We start from the raw sequence: 21,980 nt of genomic DNA, 5'->3' as shown, positions 1-21,980 counted from the left end.
TATCATTTTCAGGCACAAAAAGTGTAATAAGTTATGACAAATAGCCCATGCAATATATTATTTTTGAGTTTTTTTAAACCTAAAAATTGGCGTTATTCTAGCATCAACCCATATTATTAATCATTAAAGTTAGTGTGAATCTTCAATATTATTTCGAACTGTTGAATTACATGCCGATATAGTATGATAATGCGCATAAATCGAAGTTGTTCTATATCAATTTTAAAGTATAAACATTAGGTTATACTCGCTTCGTATAACGTTTTTTATTTGGATTTTTTCTTGCAAACAACTCATAAAACCACTTCAACTCCTTTGTTATCAGCCAAAATGCTGACATGCATTAGAGAGGATCGTATTTTATTTGAAGCGTTAAATATAAACGCTTATTCAGGTGATATTATTCAAGTTGAAGGCCCTAACGGAGCAGGAAAAACTAGCTTATTACGTATCTTATCGGGTTTATCTGTACCGTATGATGGTACTGTTTATTTTAATGAAAAAGACATTCAAAAAGTTCGTGAAGATTATCATCAAAACTTACTTTATCTAGGTCACCTTCCCGGTGTAAAAGGCGAAATGACGGCTCAAGAAAACCTAGCATTTAATCTGGCATTACAAGGTTTAAACCCTAACTTGGCAGAAGACACATTAAAAGACGTTAACTTATTAGGTTTTGAAGATTCTTTAGCTTCGCACCTAAGTGCAGGACAACATAGGCGTATTGCTCTAGCTCAATTATGGCAAACGAAAGCACCTATATGGATTTTAGATGAACCTTTTACCGCTATAGATAAAATTGGCGTAAAAGCATTAGAGTCACTATTTTTAACTCATGTTAATAAGGGAGGCTGTATTATTTTAACGACACATCAAGATTTAGCATTACCTAAAGAACGAGTAAAAAAACTCACGCTAGAATATCGTTTCTTCTAATGTTGTTTTTTATAATACATAGAACTGAGCAATGGCCCAATTAATGGCACAATCAATGGTAAATAACACTCAACATTTAAATAGCTTATCTTATCGTTCAGCGTTTATGCTGGTATTAAAACGAGATCTCACGATAGCGTTTAGACATAAAGACGACATTTTAAATCCTATCTTGTTTTTTGTTATTGTTATTACGCTTTTCCCTCTTGGAATTGGTCCTGAAATAAATACATTATCGCGTATAGCTCCTGGTATTATTTGGGTTGCAGCATTGTTATCAACACTTTTGTCATTAGATCGATTGTTTAAATCTGATTACAATGACGGTTCGTTAGAGCAAATGTTATTAAGCCCACACCCTATTTTTGTTTTAGTGTTAGCTAAAATTACCGCACATTGGTTATTAACCGGTTTACCTCTTATTTTTATTGCGCCTTTACTCGCCGTACTTTTACACCTAAACGAACACAGTTATGGTGCTTTAATGCTCACGCTTTTATTAGGCACACCGGTATTAAGTTTGATTGGCGCGATAGGCGTTGCGCTAACGGTAGGCATTAAAAAAGGTGGCGTGTTGTTAAGTTTATTAATCTTGCCTTTATATATTCCAGTATTAATTTTTGCAACGAGTGCAATTGATAGCGCGTCGATGAACTTACCTTTTACAGGGCAACTTGCTATAATTGCCGCGCTATTTTTTAGTACCCTTACCTTGGCACCATTTGCCGTATCATCAGCTTTAAAAGTGAGTACAAACTAACATGTGGAAATGGCTACACCCTTACGCAAACCCTGAAACCACTTACCACCTAACGGGTAGGTTAATTCCGTGGTTTAGCTATTTAACAATTGCCTTGCTTACTGTTGGTTTAATTTGGGCTTTGCTTTTTTCACCTGCAGATTATCAACAAGGTGATAGTTTCAGAATTTTCTATATTCATGTCCCCACCGCAACATTATCCATGGGAATATATGTTGGGATGGCCATTGCAGCATTATGCAGTATTGTTTGGCAGTTAAGGCTTGCTGATGCCTCTGCTGCTGCTTTAGCACCGATTGGCGCTGTGTTTACTTTTGTGTCTTTAGTTACTGGTGCGGCGTGGGGGAAACCTATGTGGGGTACTTGGTGGATTTGGGATGCTAGACTAACCTCTCAACTCATTTTATTATTTTTGTTTTTAGGTGTAATAGCACTTCATAACGCTTTTGAGGATAAAGGGTTAGCAGGTAAAGCCGCTGGCATATTAACCTTGGTAGGCGTTATCAATATTCCAATCATAAAGTACTCTGTTGAATGGTGGAATACATTACACCAAGGTGCAACAGTCAGTAAAATGGGCAAACCTTCTATGACAATAGATATGCTATGGCCATTTATATTTTGTTATATGGGCTTTATTTTTCTCATTATAGTGATAACGTGTATCCGCTTTAGAAGTGAGATTTTATCAAGAAACAGTATGCGCCCTTGGGTAAAAGAATTAGTACTCGCTGAAGGAGGTAAATAATGCAGTTTGAAAGTATTAGCGCCTTTTTTGATATGGGCGGTTACGGCTTTTACGTTTGGCTTTCATATGGTGTTGCCGCGTTAGCTATTTTATTACTTATTGTGTTTAGCAAACAAAAGCACCAACAAACTGTTCAGCATATTGCTCAACGTTATCTAAGAGAAATTAAGCGTAAAGAAGCAGCTAAATTGCAACAAAGCGCCCAAGAAAAAACTCAAAAAAATAAGCAAGAATCCCTATCCCCTTTAGCTGTATCCGAGGAAGAAAATGAATCCACGCCGTAAAAAACGTTTAACTATTGTCACTTCTATCCTAATAGGTTTAGGCGTTGTTTCAGGACTCGTGTTATATGCATTAAGTCAAAACATTGATCTGTTTTACAAACCTTCAGAAATTTATAATGGTAAAGAAGGTTCTGGTATCAAAGCGATCGATGGACAACGTTTAAGAATTGGTGGGTTAGTCGTACCTGGTAGCGTTAAAAGAGATGAGAATAGTTTAAAAATAGCGTTTAAATTAGCAGACATGAAAATGCCTATTACTTTTGATGAAAATGAACCTATGGTTACTGTAAAGTATGATGGAATATTGCCTGATCTATTCAGAGAAGGACAAGGTATTGTCGCAAATGGTGTATTGAATACTGATAGTTATGTCATTGAAGCCACAGAGGTGTTAGCTAAACATGATGAAAATTATATGCCTAAAGAACTAGAAGCTGACTCAACTACACCTCACACTGAATCTAAAGGTTATTAACCACTAAAAAAGGTAACTGTTATGGTTATATATTTACCATCACAATTACCTTTCATATTTTTAAAGATTAGGCGGTGTATTTTACTGACAAAATACGTTCACCTACTTTATTTAAAATCTCTATTTCACCATCACATACAGCAATAATAGATTTATTCTCTTTAAAGTTATTTGGAATAATAACCCTACCATTCATGTTTTCTTCAAAGGTTTTAACGTCATGTTTTAGCTCAAGCGATCCTTCAGTATAATATATTACAGTAACTTTTCGTTGAGATGGATGTGTCATTATTGTTCCTAATCTACTTAGCTGAATGAGTTACTTTTCAGCTATACAACTAATAAATATCTAGGCGAACATCCTTTTAGGTTATTTTAATTATAGACAAGTCTATAGTTTTGGATACATAGGCAGTTAAAAATTTGAACTTATAGTTAACTATTTTAATAAAAATTACTAGCAATAAATTGCATACAATTTAAAAATAAATAAAAAGCTATAAGACAATAACTTGAGGTTATTGGTTAAAAAAGATAAGAAGTGAAATTCAGGAATTTACGAAGCTCCATGAGTAATACCAATCGCAATAACCAATTGATCATTTGTACTCGTTTAAATGGTCAATTCATTAATGCGTTTGGTATAAAAATTAATTATTCAGTAAAATGAATATTGATAGTAGGGGTAACATAGAAGTTGATTGATGAGCTGTAATTAATAACTAAAAAGGAGCGAAATATCAGCTCCTTTATTTCTTAAAAAATGTATGCAAATCCCAGTAATAAAATCACTACTTTATACGACGAAAAATTCGTCCCATAGCAAATATTTATTTCAGCGCTTCATCAAGGGGCATGAAACGCAGTAGTGAGACTAATATTAATCTAAAATTTAAGAATCAGGATCCATTCCCTGTTTTATTTTTTCTATTCTCTCAATATGCTTATGATGTGCTTTAAAAGCAGAAAGACTAAACGCACCTACAATTGCAATAATTGGAATTAAAAGCGATAAAATCGCAGGGTCTATAATATTATTAATCCAATCCATCGAATAACTCCTTGGTATATTCTATTCTTCGAAATATGTACCCCAACCATCATAGTCCACTTTACACTGCTTAGCTAACTGATACATAATTTTAGTCTCATCTGAAATGATATCTACCTCAAGAGGTTGTTCTGTAATAATATCAAAGGCAAATACCTTTTCACCACTGTCAGTTTCTGCTTCTTCAGGCTCTTCTACATCATACCCTTTCTTAAAAGCTGTTACCGCTGCAGCTTCTAACAACTCAAAATTTGCACTAGAAAAATGATGTTCAATAGTATGATCTACGTCTTCATTTGTTTCGTCTGCAATAAGATCTGCAATTAAGTTTTCAGTATGGGTTAACCATTGTTGTAATTCATCTTCAATCATTATTTAGTCTCATTGCTATAACTGTGTTGTACTTCTTCGTTCAGTTCATTAAATTTTTCAGTGATCATTAGCTGGGCTTTTTGAGTTACAGATTTGATACTCTCGCTATTTTGTGTATTTATGTGAATAGGTTCTAAAAATTGAATTATTATTTTTCCGTTATTCCAGCGGTTCAATTTTATATCAGCCGAACTACTTGCACAAATAGGAACAATAGGAACATTGGCTTGTTGTGCTGTTCTAAAAGCCCCTGTTTTAAAAGGTAAAATACCTTTACCATAACTACGAGTACCTTCGGGGAAAAGCCAAACAGATAGTCCGTCTGCATTAATTTTACTCGCCGTTTGTGCAATAGTATTTTTAGCTTTATTACTATTTTTACGATCTATTAGAATGTTACCTGTTAACCAATACATTTGTCCAAAAAAAGGCATCCATATAAGGCTTTTTTTGCCAACACTTACCGTATTTGGCCTAACAGCACCTGCTAACGTAAACATATCCCAAGTATTCTGGTGATTACAAATATACACCACAGAATCAATATGCTTAACTGACTCTGGGATCCTAACTTCAACCTCTACACCTAATAATGTTGTAACTTTAGCTAAGTAACGACAAGTTAAATGTGCATTATTTTTATGGAAAGGTCTAAATAAGCAAAAAATACAAGAAACAACACATATAAAAACCAAAGCAATGGTTACTAATAATATTCGAAAAAACGCTAACAAAGTTACATCTCACATAAAATTTATGGGCGCTAGTATAACCCTTAACTAATCCAAATAGTGAATTAGTTAATAACACTATTTTCGCAAGAGTATTAACAGTAATAAATTTACGCTTTTTGGCTAGAAGCATATCAATGTTAAGGAGTACATAGCTTCGTTTATAATGTATATAAAAAATGCCCATAAGAATCACTTATGAGCATTAAAATTATAACCAACCATTTAGTTTTTAAAAAAGTTCATCTTCTATATCAAACAAGGTATGACTTCCCGCTTTTATTGATTCAATAAGTGATGCTCTTCGAGGCAGTAGTTTTGCAAAATAATATTGTGCGGTTTTAATTTTGCTTTGGTAAAAACTATCGCCAGAACTTTCTTTATTAAAAGCCTCTTCCGCCATTTTAGCCCAAATGAAAGCCATTGCTGTATAACCAAACACATGTAAATAATCGTTTGCTGCTGTACCTAATTCTTCAGGATTTTTATGTGCGGCACTTAAAACATAATGAGTGAGTTCTTCTAATTCATCAATTGATGTTGAAAGCGGTGCAATAAATTGATTCATGTTTTCATGCTTAGTCGCGTTAATATAATCCCTTACCTCTTGAAGGAAGATCTTCATTAGCTCACCTTTACTACCTGCAACTTTACGAGCGAGTAAATCCATAGCTTGCACGCCGTTTGTTCCTTCGTATATTTGAGCAATACGAGTATCACGAACTAGTTGCTCCTGCCCCCATTCACGAATAAAACCATGGCCACCAAATACTTGCTGACCCGCAACTGTACTATCAAATCCCATGTCAGTGAAAAAAGCTTTGGCAAGAGGTGTCATTAACGCCGCTAACGCTTCACCTTTTTTCTGCGGCTCTCCTTCACCGTATGTTGATATATCTAATTGCATTGAAATGTAAGTTGATAAAGCTCTTGAGCCTTCAGTTAATGCTTTCATATTTAATAGCATTCTGCGCACATCACCATGAACCATAATTGAATCAGCTACGCCATCAGGGTTTTTAACACCCGTTAATGAACGACCTTGCAAACGATCTTTAGCGTATTCAAGAGCATTTTGATAAGACTTAGCTGCAGCTCCTATACCTTGAATACCAACGCCAATGCGTTCAAAGTTCATCATGGTAAACATGCAATTTAAGCCTTTATTGATTTCGCCAATAAGATAACCTTCAGCTTCGTCAAAGTTCATTACACAGGTAGCGGAAGCATGAATACCCATTTTATGCTCAATAGAACCACAAGTTACATTATTCGCTTCACCTAAGGTTTCATCATCATTCACCTTAAATTTAGGCACTAAGAAAAGAGAAATACCTTTAGGTCCTGCTGGTGCATCTGGTAACTTAGCTAAGACAAGGTGAATAATATTTTCAGCTAAATCATGCTCACCCGCGCTAATAAATATTTTATTACCTGTGATTTTATAGCTACCATTATCTTGAGGTATTGCTTTGGTTCTAATTAAACCTAAATCGGTACCTGAATGAGATTCAGTTAAACACATTGTTGCGGTCCAATCACCGGAATACATACGTGTTAAATATTTTTCCTTCAACTCCTCACTACCATGCTTAGCCAACGATAAACCCGCGCCAGCAGTAAGTCCTGGATATAATGAAAAAGATATGTCGGCTGAGCACAGCATTTCTTCGTGGAAAGCTGTTACAACTTTAGGCATTCCCATGCCTCCATAGTTGACATCACCACCTAAGGCAGTCCATCCACCCGCTACGTATGTTGCAAAGGCTTCTTTGTAACCTGGAACCGTTGTTACTGTGCCATTATTAAAATTAACACCTGTTTCATCGCCTATTCGTGAAAGTGGAGCAATTTCTTGTTCTGCTATTTTTGCGCATTCTTGTAATATTGCTTCAGTTGTTTCACGATCTACATGATCAGCTAATTTAGGCAAGTTTTGCCATAACGTTTCTGACTTAAATACATCAAACAACAAAAAATTCATATCTTTTAAAGGTACTTGGTAATCAGCCACAATCATCTCCGAAAATAAAACGTTTTTTATAATTAATCGCAATATTTAAACAAGCAATTAAAACACCTGTTTTAATACTACGCCAAATATTTATTAAAAGCAAAGTACACTTCACGTGATATAACGACTTGCTTAGCATCACAACAAGTGCTTAAATTAATGATAAATAGCGTTATGAGTAAACATGTACGATGAGTAACCCCAAGCAACTGTTTATATTAATATTATTATGTTGTGTTACTTATAACGCTGCAGCAAAACAACTTCATTTCAGTAAAGTAGAAAAAGGTGATTTTTACCAATTTAATTATCAATGGGAAGATCATCAGAAAAAAGCGCAATCTATAGTCTTTTCGTTAGAGAAGGCAGCCCTATTCAATAAGTTTAGAAACTTCCGTACCTATAAACCTAAATTAGCTGCACGGCAAATTAGTAATAAAATCATGAGGTATTTGAATAAAAACCCTATTGCAAACATTCAAATTAATTATGATAAGAAAGCAGGAAGCATTACCGTTAAAGGCAGCGACCTAGCATTAGTGAATGATACCGAAGAAAAAATATTAACTTTGCATAGTGAGTTTACTCAACAATACCTACAAGCTAATTGGTATCACACCTTTACAACTTACGATAATATACAAGCAATAAAACCTGATCATGTAACCTTTGCCTCGTTATCAGCTGATGACTTGAAACCAATGAAACCGTTAATTTTAGAAACGGTTTCTATACAAAACATTCGTAAAGCAACAGATCATGTTTTGGCTTTTGTACAAAATATTCCTTATTCAACACTAAACTCAAGAGTTGAATCTTCCGGTTCAGGTTTTAATCCCCCCTTAAAGCTATTGTGGGAAAACCAAGGAGATTGCGATAGTAAAGTGACTCTCACAGCAGCTATATTAAGATCCCTCATGCCAAGAATAAAAATGGTGTTAATTTTTATCGATAACCATGCGTTAATTGGCATAGATGTATTGGCAAGAGAAGATGAAGTAACAATAACGTTAGACGGCACAACCTATCTTTTAGCTGAACCAACAGGGCCAGCATTGTTACCTTTAGGTACATTAAATCAAACGTCAGAATTAGCGATAATACAAGGGCAATATACTGCTGAGAAGTTTCATTAATGAATGCTTAAAAAAGCCTGTTCAGCTAACTCAAAATCTTGAATAGTATCAATATCTATAGATTCTGCTTGATTCATGACATATGGAATTGATGTATCATTATAAAACTTAGATAAATCATTCGTCGGCAGTATATATATAGCTCCATTAGGCATATAGATGGCAGCATTTTTTTGTCGAGCATGATGCGTTTTTATTTGTTCACTGTTATCAACAAAGTGCGCATAACCCTGCTTATCACCTTTCATGATCCATGCATATTTTTGTTCCAGTTGATAACACGAAAAAAGACGTAACTCTTCGTTATCACGCAATGTATAAAGCTCAATGGCTTCGTCAATATGCTTACATGTTCTTAACGGTGACGTCGCTTGCAGATTTAGTGCTATATTAAACTCTCCATGTAATGTTTTTATTTGTTCATAAGCGTGTTGTAGAGCTTCAGCTAAAGAGGAATCATCATTTGATAAGTGTTCAGGTCTATCAATAACTTCTGCACCATATTGTTTAGCAATTTCAGCGTACTTTTTACTATCAGTAGAGACAAACACTTTATCAATATATTGAGAGTTTAGTGCAGCTTCAATCGTCCATGCCATTAAGGGTTTACCATGAAACATTTTAATGTTTTTATCGACCAAACCTTTTGAGCCACTTCTAGCACCAATAAAAGCAAATAAACGTTTCTTTAGTATCATTAAAACTTATCTCTTACATCTATTTGTGCTTGATTAAAGTCGTTCATTTTTCCAATATCTAACCAATATTCATGAATAGGAAAAATAGAAACTTTGTGGTTTTCTGCTATTTTTTGCTCTATTAATGTAGGCATGTCAATGATTTGGTTTTTTTCAACTTGCGCAATTAATTCAGGATTAATTACGTAGATGCCCGCATTAATAAAATGTCGTTGAAGTGGCTTTTCTACCATGCTGACCACTTGATTTCCAACAGACTCTACGACTCCATAAGGCACTTGATATTCATATTCAGTTACACACATAGTCGCCAAAGATTTTTGATCTAAGTGGTATGAAAGTAAATGTTCAAAATCAACTTTAGTAAGTAAGTCACCATTCATCATAATGACAGGTAATTTGGGCATACTATCAGGCAATAACCCTAAAGCTCCTGCTGTACCTAAAGGAGATTCCTCATAAACATATTCAATATTGACTCCCCAATCAGAGCCATCACCAAAGTGTTCTTTTATTTTTTCAGATAGGAAGTGTGTAGAGATATAAAAATTATGAAAACCTGAATTGACAAAATTTTCTATAATCGTTTCTAAAATAGGTTTTCCACCCAATTTCAGTAATGGCTTTGGGCAATCATTAGTTAATGGGCGCAATCTGGTACCAAAACCTCCCGCCATTAAAAATATAGGGTTTTCATAAGTCGGTTTATAAACAATTTTTTCTAATGTTTCTAAACCAACTAATTTATTATTTTTAATTAAAGGAATAGCAATGAGGGAATTTTTTTTCATTAACGATAACAAGCGTGCTTTTGTCGTATTTACGTCAGCAACTAAAGGGCTTTTATTCATAACATCGATAATGGCTGTATCCATACTTTGATGTCGAATTAATGCCCGCCTGATATCTCCATCGGTTACAACACCTAACAAGGTTTCATCTGAATCAACAACTAGCGCTAATTTTAATGCACCAAGATCAATAACTTTAATGGTTTCTTCCATCGTTGTAGAAGGTGGAACTAAGATGTTTTTCCAAAGTTGAGTCATATAACCTCTTTATCAATGTTTATCATAAACACGCTAAACCAATTTACAGTCATAACGAGTTAGTTATACCAATATCAATCATTGAACAGGTATTATTCCACTGATTTTAATAAATATTTTAAGTATAGCGCTGAAAATAAAACACGGTATACATTTATTCTATTTATTAAGCATTTTTTATACCTAGAGTGATGAAGATTTTAGAGGAAAATTTATAAAAAACGACTCAGATTAATAAGTCGCCTATTTCATAATCTTTTGTAGCAAGCGTATTAAGTAAATCCCAATATTCATATGGTGATTTACCAGAACCTGGACGTTTAATATGAATATTTTCAGGTGTTAATTTATCCCCTTGCTTAATACGTTGCCCAGCAACTAAGCTTTTCCTCGCGACTAGCTTATTTTTTAGCTCTGAAGTTGTGGCTTCTTTAATTCCTGTTCCCATCGCTTGTTCTACTAGTCGAATAGCGTCTACCATTGTTTTTAGTTCAGTGGGATCTAACGATGCTTTATGATCAGGACCTGGCAAATTTTTATCCGTCGTGAAATGTTTTTCAATAACGCACGCACCATTAGCCACAGCCGCAATAGGCACGACAATTCCTTCGCTATGATCAGAATAGCCCACCTTAACTGAAAACGAGTCTTTAAGTGTATTCATAGCATGCAAATTAATATCTTTAGGGGCGGCAGGATAATCAGTCGTGCAATGTAATAAGGTAACGTGTTGATTTAATAGTCGTTGACCTTGTTCTGATGCAAAGGCTTGTTTAAAAGCTTTCTCACTCGGCGTATTATCTAATGTATTATTTTCAACATTACAAAGCCCGAATGCTACTACGCTTAATGCTTTAGCAACTTCATCTAAACTACACATACCGGTTGAAATTATAAGCGGCTTCCCACTATGAGCATGCGCTAATACAAAAGGAGCATTAGTCACTTCGCCAGAAGGTATTTTTAACATAGGTAATTTTAAAACATTGATTAAGAAATCTAAGCTTTCAAAATCAAATGCTGTTGAAAGAAAAGTAATGTTTTTTTGTTGGCAATACTCAACCAATTTAACATGGATATCAAAACCTAATTCTAACTTTTTCAACATAGCAAATTGAGAGTTTTCTTTAACACCATTTTCTTTTTGGTAATCAGCTAAACTAGCTGTTTTCGTTACTAAGTTATGAGCTTTAAATGTTTGAAATTTAACGCAGTCAGCACCAGCTGCGACTGCTTGATCAACAAGTTCAAAAGCACGGTGTTCATCACCATTATGATTCACACCGGCTTCAGCAATAATTAAAACCTTACTTGTTTCCATTAATTCATCTCTTTCAATAACATTGATTCACTCAAAGCTTAACTAACACAATTAAAAGCCACTATCTAATTCCAAGAAAACATCATCAGTTAAGGTCATAAAAAACTTTTTGTGTATGCTGTACTAATTCACAGTCAACCAATTGCTGTACTATTTTTTCAGATGCTTGACCATTTCCATACGGATTAATAACATGATCTAATGTACTTTGAATTTTTTCAGATAGTGCATATTGAATAGCCTGATAAATAGAGCTTTCATCACCTTTGCAGTGAATAACACTTTCAGCTGATAACCGCCCTTTTTGCCTATCGCCAATATTTACTGTTGCGACTTTGCACGAAGGAGCCTCAATAATTCCACTTGAAGAATTACCTATTACCAAACTAGCAAGTTTCATGGCAGATAAGTAACGTAATTGCCCCATGGATTCGAGCAAGAATGTACGTTTGGGATTTATTTGCTGATATGCTTTTAATATTTCAATTAAATTACGCCCGTAGGTGTCAGCATTAGGATAAGTAAAAATCACTTGGTATTGAGGAAATTTATCTAAAGCACTCAGTAAACATTTTAGTTCTTCATCGGCTTTATCTGCCAATAAAGTGACGGGATGATAGGTAATTAAAAAGAATGGATGACTTAATTGAATTTGTAATGAGCTAGCGAGTTCATCCAACTCCATTAACGTTAGTTTGTTAATGTTATCTATTCCTGGAGCTCCCATATTAAATACATTTTGGGGTTGCTCTCCTAATTGAATGACTCTTTTACGATAAATTTCGGTTGAGGTAAAATGTAAATAAGACATTTTTGTAATAGCGTGACGAACAGAATCATCAATGACACCTTGAGTTATTTCTCCGCCATGAATATGGGCAATAGGAATAGCGGCAATCATTGCCGCTTGGGCAATGGCCAAAGCTTCAAATCTGTCCCCTAAAATAACAACAACATCTGGTTTATTTCGTGCAAAGCTCTCTGCTGCACTTATTACTGCTAATCCTAAAGACTTTGAAATACCCACAGGACTGTCTGAAGATAGTAAGAACTCAAGTTTATCTGTTATATCAAAACCATCTTTTTCAATTTGATTAACCGTGTAACCAAACTCAGAAGAAAGATGCATTCCACCAACTAATAGTTGTAACTCAGCATGTTTTGAGGCTGAGATCCCTTTAAGGATCCAATAGAGTAAACCATATTCAGCACGCGTTCCGGTAAATACTGCTATTTTTTTATTACTCACTCGTATAAAGCCTTTTAAGAATTAATGATGACTACTGACTACACGTTATAAATATTATGCTTATATTTTTTCAAATTATCTGGATTTGAAAACCACTCAATTGTAGCCTCTAAACCTTGTTCAATATTATATGACGGTTTAAATCCTGTAAGTTTAATCATTTCACTATTATCACACCACAACCTAAACACTTCAGACTTATCAGGCCTTAGTCTTTGATCATCAAGAATAAAGGCAACGTCACTCTTCATTATTTTTTTAATTAAATTTAACGTATCGCCAACGCTAATTTCAAAGTTAGATCCAATATTTAAAGTTTTACCAATCGTATTATCTGATCGTGCTAAAGCCAAAAATCCACGGCAAGTATCTTCAACATAATTAAAATCGCGAGTAGGTGAAACATCACCTAACTTAATAGATTTAACATCATTTGCTATTTGAGTAATGATAGTTGGAATAACAGCACGTGCAGATTGCCTCGGACCATAAGTGTTAAATGGTCGAGCAATAGTCAAAGGTAAATCAAAAGCATTAAAATAACTCATTGCCATAGCATCCGCACCAATTTTAGAAGCACTGTAGGGGGATTGAGCTTGTAACGGATGTTTCTCGTCGATGGGTACATAATGCGCCGTACCATAAACTTCGCTCGTCGATGTATGAATGACTCGTTCAACATTATTATCTTTACAGGCTTGGCATATATTTAAGGTGCCTGTAACGTTTGTTTCAACATAGCTTTGGGGGGCCACATAAGAATAAGGAATAGCAATTAAAGCCGCTAAATGAAAAACAATATCTACATTTTTAGTGATTGCTTGGCAAAAGCTAGGATCTCTAACATCTCCGGAAATAACCTCTATTTGATTAATACAAGAAAGTCCGTCTAACCATCCCCAAGAAGTAAAAGAGTTATATTGAACAAGCGCTTTGACTTTATACCCTTCTTTAACCAGTAATTCGGTTAAATGAGAGCCAATAAACCCATCAGCCCCCGTAATTAATACAGTTTTATTATTCATAGATATAATCACCTAAATAGGTATAAGAATTTTGAGAGTATGTATTAATCTATAATAACATTTTTGTATGCAGATACAGCTTTAGTACCAACAACTTGAAGACTAAGAGCTTTCATAACTTCTTTTTTAGCAGCATCTAGATGGGTGAGATAAACGTTATCTCGCTGTTGAATGGTAGTTAAAAAATGATGATAATTATCCATCATTTCAATATCGACAGTATCATTTTTGTTTGCTTCTTGTGTTACCTTTTCATGTAGCTCAACAAGCAAACTATGACGTTGAGATAAAAGCGCTGAACAATGTTCTTCATTTTTATTATCAATTAACTGCTCTACTTGCTCAGTTAGCGCAATAATTTTTTCAGATAGCTCAACAAAAAACACATTATGCACCTTGTGTTAATTTATTACGTTCTTCAAGTAATGATATGCCTTCTTTTTTAGACTCTTCAGGCATATCAAACCATGCGTCTCTTAATGGTTTTAATAAATTAAACACTTCATCAATACCTTCAGCATTTAAATTTACACTGATGCCGTGTAGCTGATCGATACAATAAGCATATAAATCATCGAATCGTTGAGAAATAACGGGCTCTGATGTGAAGTCTAACGAATTACGTAAGGCATTTAGAATATTAATGCTTTTGGTCATAGCTGTAGACTTTAAAGCAAAATCTTTTCTTTCAATAGCACCTTTTGCTTGCGACATACTCTGTAATACGCCGTCAAACATCATCACAATAATTTTATGAGGATCAGATGCTAAAATATTACTGTCAATATTAACTTTTTTATATGCTTGTAGACTTTGTCTCATTTTGAGTACCTCTTTTACCTATATTGTGGTTAGATAACTAAAATAAAACTAGCTGTTTGACTCTGGTAACGCTAATGCTGAAGTCAACCAGTCACTTGTTGCATTATACTGAGCTACCGACGAATCAAGAAAAGAAAACCTTTTACGTAGTGTATCTTCATAATCACGTAGTTTAGTCTCTAATGCGGTATATTCATCTGCAATTCCAGATAAATTTTCATTCAATGCACTTTGTCTTTTAGTTAATGTACCATCACCACCATTATAGTTATCAATTAACGCTGTCAATTGGCTGACGATACCATCTGTACTAGCAAAAAGCTCGCCAACTCCATTTATGTCATTTGAAATAGCGTCTGATAATTTCTCTGCACCACTCTTTAATGAACCTGTTGCAACTGTTGATATTTCGAGTCGGCCTTCTTTATTAAATGATATACCTATATCATTTAACGACTGAATAGAATTACCTGCCAAACTTGCTACTTGATTAATAGCAATATCGGACAACTGTCCGCGCATTGAACGTAAGTCGGCATCAAAGGCTAACCGCCCTTGTACAGGGGCTCCTAGCCCTATCATATTATCAACTAAAGCATTATATCCAGCAACAAAATCAGTAATGAGTGTATTTGCTACGCTAGTGTCTTGAGTAACATCTAACTTTGAGGTAACGCCTGCATCACTAACCTTTGTTGCTACAATAGTCACATCTTCAATATTATTTTTAAATTCGTTAGTGGAGTTTGTAATAACATTCCCATCAACTTCAATAATAGCATTATCTGCAGTTACTATTTCAGAAGCAGATGTAGATAAACCGCTAAGTGCTGCGTCACCAGAAGTTACCGTTAAAGCGTTATCTGTACCTGTATCGGCTGCTGTATAAGTTAAAAATGTACCGTTATCACTATTAACGAGAGTAACATTAACACCAAAATTTCCTGTACCTTGATTAATTTTATCGCGGATAGTCGATAAATCATCAGCTGCGTCTATAGTAACGTCAAAAGTATCACCATTGGCAGAATTAAAGGTTAACGTACCTGCACCAACAGTTGTAGAGGAGTCTGCAAAATTCGTTGTTTGTATTTTTGTGGATTTTGCAAGTTGTATGACTTCAACGTCAAAAGAACCTGATGTAGCAAAACCATTAGTTGTAGCAGAGAAATTATCGCCTGATACTGTAACAGTCTGTTGATTAAAGTTATCAATATCCTTTAATTCGTTTACGCTACTTTCAAAAGTAGACAAAGCAGATTTTAAGCTACCAATACCTGATAATTCAGTATTGTAGCGATCTTCTTTTTCCTGTAATCGTATCTCTTGTGGGACAGATTCTGCGGTTACGAAAGCCTCTATAATTGATTCAAGATCTAATCCTGAGCCTATTCCTGCTTGTGTAATATTCATTATGCTGTCTCCTATATATTAAACACCTATCATCTAAATGTTTTAGATACTCTCATCAAGAAGTATACCAGTTTTTTTACTTACGTCTTCTCTAAGCTCGACAATTCGTTGGGCAATAGAAAGAATTTCTTCTGAAGGGAACTGTTTTATCAATTCATTATTTTCTGAATCGAAAATTTTAATCACGGTCTTATCAGAGCCATCGTCTTGAGTAAAGTTAACTGTTCTGATCGGCATGTTAATAAATTCAGATATTGTTTTCATTGCATCTGAAACTATACTCGCTTCTTCAGCTAAGCTTTCACTAGATTTATCTTCAATTGATTGCTCTTCTAACTCTTTTACTCTTTGTAATTCGGCAACTTTATTAAGCTTTAAAGTTGTTTCTTTTGTAGCTGAATCTTCAAATGCTTTGCCTTTTTCAATTGCTAAATCAGGGGATGATTTAGTATTTTTATTCAATTGATTAAGATCATCTGCCATATTTATAGGGCTGTTATTAGCAATATTAATAGACATGGGCACCTCCAATTTCAAATTTTATATACGAAAATGACACTCAAGTAGGAGTGTCATTATTCTGTTACTACTTTTTAAGTAAAACCTACAGTAATGACAATGCTATTTGCGGCTGTTGATTTGCTTGAGCTAACATTGAGCTTGATGCTTGTTGTAACACTGAGCTCTTCGCTAATGCTGCACTTTCTGCCGCGTAATCAGTATCTAATACACGTGAGCGTGATGCTGATAAGTTTTGCGCTGTATTATCGTTACTACGAATAACTGAAGAAAAGCGATTTTGTTTTGCACCTAAATCAGCTCGTACAGTATTCACTTTTACTAACGCATTATCAACTAATCCGATTGCTGACGTAGCGCCAACATCTGTAGCGATAGTTGCAGCACCTGTTGATAAAATAGTTGCTGCATCAAAGTTTTGACCAATTGATACTGTAATTGTTTGCCCACCATCAGCACCAATTTGAAATGCTTTATTGGTAAAACTGCCATCGAGAAGCGTTTCACCAGCAAATGAAGTTTGATCTGAAATTCGCGTAAGTTCAAGTTCTAACTCACCAAATTCAGCATCAAGTGCGGTTCTATCCGCAGTACTGTTTGAGCCGTTAGCTGATTGTACTGCTAATGTACGCATACGTTGTAATGTATTTGTATACTCATCTAACGCGCCTTCAGCAGTTTGCGCTAATGAAATACCATCGTTAGCGTTACGTGATGCTTGGTTTAAGCCATTAATTTGCGCCGTTAAACGACTTGAAATTTGTAGACCAGCCGCATCATCTTTTGCGCTGTTAATGCGTTTACCTGAAGATAAACGCTCAAAGTTATCAGCTAAACTATTAGTTGAGTTTTGAAGTTGACGCTGTGAGTTCAATGATTGAACATTACTATTAACTACTAAAGCCATGTTATTCTCCTTCGGACTTACAAAGCCCTATCTGAATTAATTTAAAGTGAATGTACTTAACTTCACTTCATATACCTATGTTATCGACACGTCATAAATATACTTTAGTAAATAACGTCAATAACACGTACAAAAGTTTATTAGAGGCTAATGGATTATTAATAACCTGCCTCTATTACTCGCTGTTATAATAATGATAATGCTATTTGCGGTTGTTGATTCGCTTGAGCTAACATTGAGCTTGATGCTTGTTGTAATACTGAACTCTTAGCTAATGCAGCACTTTCAGCAGCGTAATCAGTATCCAATACTCGTGAACGTGATGCTGATAAGTTTTGTGCCGTATTGTCGTTACTACGAATAACTGAAGCGAAACGGTTTTGCTTAGCACCTAAATCGGCGCGCACTGTATTCACTTTAACCAAAGCAGCATCAACATTACCGATAGCTGTAGATGCGCCACCAGCCGAAGAGATTGTAGCTGTAGCATTCCCTAAAATAGACGCTGCAGTAAAGTTCTGTGCAATAGAAATGGTAATCGTTTGACCACCATCGGCACCAATTTGAAAAGCTTTACTTGTAAACGATGAATCTAATAAATTCTCACCAGCAAAAGATGTTTGTGATGAAATACGCGTTAACTCAAGTTCTAACTCGCTAAATTCAGAATCTAACGCAGTTCTATCTGAGTCACTATTTGAACCATTCGCTGATTGCACCGCTAATGTACGCATACGTTGCAATGTATTTGTATATTCATCTAGTGCACCCTCTGCTGTTTGCGCTAATGAAATACCATCGTTAGCGTTACGTGATGCTTGATTAAGTCCGTTAATTTGGGCAGTAAGACGACTTGAAATTTGTAGACCAGCCGCATCATCTTTAGCGCTGTTAATACGTTTACCTGAAGATAAACGCTCAAAATTATCAGCTAAGCTATTGGTTGAGTTTTGCAGTTGACGCTGTGAGTTCAATGATTGAACGTTACTATTAACTACTAATGCCATGATAATATCTCCTGGGTAAATTACCCTTCAATGAATTCGATTAACGAAGCTAGTATTTAATAATCAGTATTGATACTCACTGCTTCTTAAAAACTATATCGGTTACTTTTTAAATAACTTTAATCTTTTTTAGCTTTTTATTTCAAAACAGCATTTTTTATTGATTTTTAAGAAAATTTTATTTTTCCTATAATAAAAAACCCTCAGAAAGAGGGTTTAAAGGCCACCATAAAAAAATAAATCACTACAATAACGATAGTGCTATTTGTGGTTGTTGATTTGCCTGTGCAAGCATTGAGCTTGATGCCTGTTGTAGTACTGAGCTTTTTGCTAATGCAGCACTTTCTGCAGCATAATCTGTATCAAGCACACGTGAACGTGAAGCTGACAAGTTTTGTGCGGTATTATCGTTACTTCTAATAACAGAAGAAAAACGATTTTGTTTTGCACCCAGATCTGCTCGTACTGTATTCACTTTAACCAAAGCTGCATCCACATTACCAATAGCTGTAGAGGCACCTCCAGCACTAGAAATATTTGTAGAAGCTGCACCTAGTATAGAAGATGCATCAAAGTCTTGACCTATAGACACCGTAATAGTTTGTCCGCCGTCAGCACCAATTTGAAACGCTTTACCTGTAAAAGAACCGTTTAATAGGTTCTCACCAGCAAATGAAGTTTGATCTGAAATACGTGTCAGTTCTAGTTCTAATTCACCAAATTCAGCATCTAATGCTGTTCTATCAGCATCACTATTTGAACCGTTAGCCGATTGCACAGCCAATGTACGCATACGTTGTAAAGTATTCGTATATTCGTCTAACGCTCCTTCAGCGGTTTGCGCTAAAGATATACCATCATTAGCATTACGAGACGCTTGATTTAAGCCATTAATTTGTGCCGTTAAACGACTTGATATTTGTAAACCAGCAGCATCATCTTTTGCGCTGTTAATACGTTTACCAGAAGATAAACGCTCAAAATTATCGGCTAGGCTATTGGTTGAATTCTGAAGTTGACGCTGTGAATTCAAAGATTGAACATTACTATTAACAACTAATGCCATGATAAGATCTCCTAGGTAATATACTCATAAAATTATTTAATTTGTGAAGCAAGTATAAGTAATTATTTTTTACTTAATGCTTCTTGAAAACTATATCGGTGACTTTTCAAATAACTTTAAACTTTTTTAGCTTTTATTTTTAAAACCTAGAATAAGAACGTTAACCATTGATTTAAAAATATTTTAGTTAAAAAAAAACCCTCATAAATGAGGGCTTTAAGCATAAAACATATGTTTTTCTTTATTGCAGTAGAGACAAGGCTATTTGAGGCTGTTGATTTGCCTGAGCTAGCATAGAGCTTGCTGCTTGTTGCAGTACAGTACTCTTAGCGAGCGAAGCACTTTCCGCTGCGTAATCCGTATCCATTACACGAGAACGAGATGCTGATAAGTTTTGCGCTGTATTATCGTTACTTCGAATAACAGAACTAAAACGGTTTTGTTTAGCACCAAGCTCTGCACGCACACTGTTTACAGTTTGTAACGCAGTATCAATTTTACCAATAGCTGTAGAAGCTTGAGCAGCAGATGATATTGTTGGTGTACTTAAAATAACCGATGCTGCAAAATCTTGTGATATAGATAAACGTATAGTTTGCCCACCATTAGCACCAATTTGAAAATCTTTACCTGTATAAGTACCATCGAGTAAATTTTCACCACCAAAACTAGCCTGATCTGAAATACGTGTTATTTCTGTGGCTAGTTCTTGGAACTCGGCATCAAGTGCGGTTCTATCTGCATCGGTATTTGAACCGTTAGCTGATTGAATAGATAAAGTACGCATACGCTGTAAAGCATTGGTAAATTCATCTAATGCACCTTCAGCTGTTTGAGCTAAAGAAATACCATCATTTGCGTTTCGAGTGGCTTGATTTAAACCATTTATTTGAGCGGTTAAACGAGCTGAAATTTGTAAACCTGCCGCATCATCTTTCGCACTATTGATCCGTTTACCAGAAGATAAACGCTCAAAGTTAGTTGATAATTCGTTTGTTGCAGTACCTAAACTTCGTTGCGAGTTTAAAGACGCTATATTACTATTTACGACTAATGCCATTGCTATCATCTCCTAAGTAGGTGGTGGTTCTATTTGCTGATAACAACATTTACTTGGAACCACTTTAATATAAATTTTGACGCTAACTATTTAATACATTTTTAATGCCAACATTAAAAATGTTAAATATAATTAAATAATGTAAGGTTTTTTACTTGTACAAAGGTTTGCTGTGCTGCTTGCAATGCCACTTGCGATTGCTCAAAGCTTGCTACCGCTTTAGCAAAATCTAAATCTTCAATATTTGATTGGCTTTTCGATATAGTTAACTCTTTATCTTTATGATTTTCACTTTGAGTTTCAATGAGTTGAACTCTTATACCTGCATCTGTTTGACGTGTAGTCATATGATTAAGGCTTCGATCTAATTGAGTCAAAATTTCGTTATAATCAACTTGATGTTGAATATTATTAGCGGGTGTAGCACCCACATTCATCCAATCAATTGCTGATTTTATCGTATCAAAAATACTAATCGTTTGAGTGGCTTCTAAGACAAGCTCATCGCCGGGCAAAGGATTGCCGTCTAACTGAACTTCAACACCATTAAAGGCAATTGTTTGCCCTGGGGTATATGCCGCCGTAGGATATACAACACTACCATTCACATCAGTAACGGTTAAATCGGATGGGGCAGTAAAAGTAAAGCGATAACCGGGTGGATTACTTATATCGTCATAAGCCGCAGGGTTATTAATCAGCGCACTGTTTACAGAAATTCCTGAGGTATTAGAGATATAATTAGGCTTAAAATCACCAATAGCATTAGCAACTTTTTCAAATGCTTCGTCACCTGGTTGGTTAGTATCAACCATTACATTTTTTGCTATTTGCAGTTCCCTTACACCACTATCCCCTAAGTAATTAACAGAATTGTCAGGTTGTAAAACAAAAGGTTGTTTATCTATTTGGTACCCAGCAAAAATATAACCGCCGGTTTCGTCTTTTGTATTCGCTATGTCTAACAGTTGTGATTGGCTATTCGTTGCCAGCTCGGCTAAAGAATTAAGATCATCGTCATCTAATGTTCCGTTATTTGCTTGAATAAAAAGACTTTTTAATTCTTGCATTAAATTTTGAGCATTATCGAATGAGGTATCTTGCAGGCTATTTCTATTATTAGCCTGTGTTATATTTCGCTGATATTTTTCAATATTCATCAGCTCATCTTTATAACCAGCTAACGTACCATATGCGACCGCATCGTCTTTAGCTGTGATAATACGCTTACCTGTTGATAAATATTCTGACTGTTGATTAACTTGAGATTGTAAGGTACCAATTGTTTGGCTATTTTGAAGATAAAACTGGGCAGTTGAAACTCTCATAATTTACTC

General features: G+C 35.1%; 25 protein-coding genes. 6 read left to right on the top strand and 19 right to left on the bottom strand.

What is annotated here, in order from left to right:
* The first annotated feature begins 282 nt into the window (after positions 1-282).
* Genes ccmA through ccmE form a run of 5 tightly spaced genes read left to right on the top strand, consistent with a single transcriptional unit; the run spans position 283 to position 3,203 of the window.
* Positions 283-936: a cytochrome c biogenesis heme-transporting ATPase CcmA gene (gene ccmA / locus ACM9HF_RS17570; RefSeq protein ID WP_473612288.1), complete on the top strand. Its 654-nt coding sequence runs from the start codon at positions 283-285 to the stop codon at positions 934-936.
* A gap of 55 nt (positions 937-991) precedes the next feature.
* Positions 992-1,696, top strand: a complete 705-nt coding sequence (gene ccmB, locus ACM9HF_RS17565) for a heme exporter protein CcmB (protein ID WP_473618328.1) — start codon at positions 992-994, stop codon at positions 1,694-1,696.
* 1 nt (position 1,697) lies between these two features.
* Positions 1,698-2,444, top strand: coding sequence for a heme ABC transporter permease (locus tag ACM9HF_RS17560; protein WP_473612285.1), 747 nt, complete (start codon positions 1,698-1,700; stop codon positions 2,442-2,444).
* Entirely contained in the window at positions 2,444-2,728 is a 285-nt protein-coding gene (ccmD, locus tag ACM9HF_RS17555; RefSeq protein ID WP_473612283.1) for a heme exporter protein CcmD, read from the top strand. The genes ACM9HF_RS17560 and ccmD overlap by 1 nt, the downstream gene beginning before the upstream one ends.
* Positions 2,712-3,203 carry a cytochrome c maturation protein CcmE gene (gene ccmE, locus ACM9HF_RS17550; RefSeq protein WP_473612281.1) on the top strand — a complete coding sequence of 164 codons (492 nt, stop codon included), beginning with the start codon at positions 2,712-2,714 and terminating at the stop codon, positions 3,201-3,203. The genes ccmD and ccmE overlap by 17 nt, the downstream gene beginning before the upstream one ends.
* Positions 3,204-3,270: 67 nt before the next feature.
* Here the strand turns inward: ccmE and ACM9HF_RS17545 are convergent, their stop codons facing one another.
* The 5 genes from ACM9HF_RS17545 to ACM9HF_RS17525 form a co-directional block, all read right to left on the bottom strand.
* Entirely contained in the window at positions 3,271-3,492 is a 222-nt protein-coding gene (locus ACM9HF_RS17545; protein ID WP_473612278.1) for a TIGR02922 family protein, read from the bottom strand.
* Between the two features lie 603 nt (positions 3,493-4,095).
* A complete protein-coding gene (locus ACM9HF_RS17540; protein ID WP_473612275.1) occupies positions 4,096-4,254 on the bottom strand; it encodes a hypothetical protein in 159 nt (52 codons plus the stop codon).
* Between the two features lie 21 nt (positions 4,255-4,275).
* Positions 4,276-4,626, bottom strand: a complete 351-nt coding sequence (rraB, locus tag ACM9HF_RS17535; protein ID WP_473612271.1) for a ribonuclease E inhibitor RraB — start codon at positions 4,624-4,626, stop codon at positions 4,276-4,278.
* A complete protein-coding gene (locus ACM9HF_RS17530) occupies positions 4,626-5,360 on the bottom strand; it encodes a 1-acylglycerol-3-phosphate O-acyltransferase (protein WP_473612268.1) in 735 nt (244 codons plus the stop codon). Before ACM9HF_RS17530 ends, rraB begins: the two co-directional genes overlap by 1 nt.
* Before the next feature lie 229 nt (positions 5,361-5,589).
* Complete coding sequence (locus ACM9HF_RS17525; protein ID WP_473618327.1) at positions 5,590-7,377, bottom strand: acyl-CoA dehydrogenase C-terminal domain-containing protein; 1,788 nt, start codon at positions 7,375-7,377, stop codon at positions 5,590-5,592.
* 185 nt (positions 7,378-7,562) lie between these two features.
* On the opposite strand from ACM9HF_RS17525, the gene ACM9HF_RS17520 reads away from it, so the two are divergent.
* Positions 7,563-8,507, top strand: a complete 945-nt coding sequence (locus ACM9HF_RS17520) for a hypothetical protein (protein WP_473612265.1) — start codon at positions 7,563-7,565, stop codon at positions 8,505-8,507.
* Here ACM9HF_RS17520 and ACM9HF_RS17515 read toward each other — a convergent pair.
* From ACM9HF_RS17515 to flgL, 14 genes are all read right to left on the bottom strand, one after another.
* Positions 8,504-9,205, bottom strand: coding sequence for an acylneuraminate cytidylyltransferase family protein (locus ACM9HF_RS17515; protein WP_473612262.1), 702 nt, complete (start codon positions 9,203-9,205; stop codon positions 8,504-8,506). The genes ACM9HF_RS17520 and ACM9HF_RS17515 overlap by 4 nt on opposite strands.
* Entirely contained in the window at positions 9,205-10,254 is a 1,050-nt protein-coding gene (locus ACM9HF_RS17510) for a nucleotidyltransferase family protein (RefSeq protein WP_473612258.1), read from the bottom strand. Before ACM9HF_RS17510 ends, ACM9HF_RS17515 begins: the two co-directional genes overlap by 1 nt.
* A 226-nt stretch (positions 10,255-10,480) precedes the next feature.
* Positions 10,481-11,575, bottom strand: a complete 1,095-nt coding sequence (gene neuB / locus ACM9HF_RS17505; RefSeq protein WP_473612255.1) for an N-acetylneuraminate synthase — start codon at positions 11,573-11,575, stop codon at positions 10,481-10,483.
* A gap of 85 nt (positions 11,576-11,660) precedes the next feature.
* Positions 11,661-12,824, bottom strand: a complete 1,164-nt coding sequence (gene neuC, locus ACM9HF_RS17500) for a UDP-N-acetylglucosamine 2-epimerase (RefSeq protein ID WP_473612252.1) — start codon at positions 12,822-12,824, stop codon at positions 11,661-11,663.
* A 38-nt stretch (positions 12,825-12,862) separates the two neighbouring features.
* A complete protein-coding gene (locus ACM9HF_RS17495) occupies positions 12,863-13,849 on the bottom strand; it encodes an NAD-dependent 4,6-dehydratase LegB (RefSeq protein ID WP_473612249.1) in 987 nt (328 codons plus the stop codon).
* A gap of 44 nt (positions 13,850-13,893) precedes the next feature.
* On the bottom strand, positions 13,894-14,235 hold the full coding sequence (locus tag ACM9HF_RS17490) for a hypothetical protein (RefSeq protein WP_473612245.1): 342 nt from the start codon (positions 14,233-14,235) through the stop codon (positions 13,894-13,896).
* Between the two features lies 1 nt (position 14,236).
* On the bottom strand, positions 14,237-14,671 hold the full coding sequence (gene fliS / locus ACM9HF_RS17485; RefSeq protein WP_473612241.1) for a flagellar export chaperone FliS: 435 nt from the start codon (positions 14,669-14,671) through the stop codon (positions 14,237-14,239).
* A 48-nt stretch (positions 14,672-14,719) separates the two neighbouring features.
* Entirely contained in the window at positions 14,720-16,084 is a 1,365-nt protein-coding gene (gene fliD / locus ACM9HF_RS17480) for a flagellar filament capping protein FliD (protein ID WP_473612237.1), read from the bottom strand.
* Positions 16,085-16,126: 42 nt separating this feature from the next.
* Complete coding sequence (locus ACM9HF_RS17475; protein WP_473612234.1) at positions 16,127-16,603, bottom strand: flagellar protein FlaG; 477 nt, start codon at positions 16,601-16,603, stop codon at positions 16,127-16,129.
* An 85-nt stretch (positions 16,604-16,688) separates the two neighbouring features.
* Positions 16,689-17,510, bottom strand: a complete 822-nt coding sequence (locus ACM9HF_RS17470) for a flagellin N-terminal helical domain-containing protein (RefSeq protein WP_473612231.1) — start codon at positions 17,508-17,510, stop codon at positions 16,689-16,691.
* A gap of 185 nt (positions 17,511-17,695) precedes the next feature.
* Complete coding sequence (locus tag ACM9HF_RS17465) at positions 17,696-18,517, bottom strand: flagellin N-terminal helical domain-containing protein (protein ID WP_473612227.1); 822 nt, start codon at positions 18,515-18,517, stop codon at positions 17,696-17,698.
* 244 nt (positions 18,518-18,761) lie between these two features.
* Complete coding sequence (locus ACM9HF_RS17460) at positions 18,762-19,583, bottom strand: flagellin N-terminal helical domain-containing protein (protein WP_473612224.1); 822 nt, start codon at positions 19,581-19,583, stop codon at positions 18,762-18,764.
* Between the two features lie 241 nt (positions 19,584-19,824).
* Complete coding sequence (locus tag ACM9HF_RS17455; RefSeq protein ID WP_473612221.1) at positions 19,825-20,643, bottom strand: flagellin N-terminal helical domain-containing protein; 819 nt, start codon at positions 20,641-20,643, stop codon at positions 19,825-19,827.
* Positions 20,644-20,765: 122 nt separating this feature from the next.
* A complete protein-coding gene (flgL, locus tag ACM9HF_RS17450; protein WP_473612218.1) occupies positions 20,766-21,971 on the bottom strand; it encodes a flagellar hook-associated protein FlgL in 1,206 nt (401 codons plus the stop codon).
* Positions 21,972-21,980: the final 9 nt, after the last annotated feature.

The organism is Colwellia sp. RE-S-Sl-9 (assembly GCF_048296855.1).
In the GTDB taxonomy this organism is placed as follows: Bacteria; Pseudomonadota; Gammaproteobacteria; order Enterobacterales; family Alteromonadaceae; genus Pseudocolwellia.
Note: the sequence above shows the minus strand (reverse complement) of the source record. Positions and strands in the feature narration are given on the sequence as shown.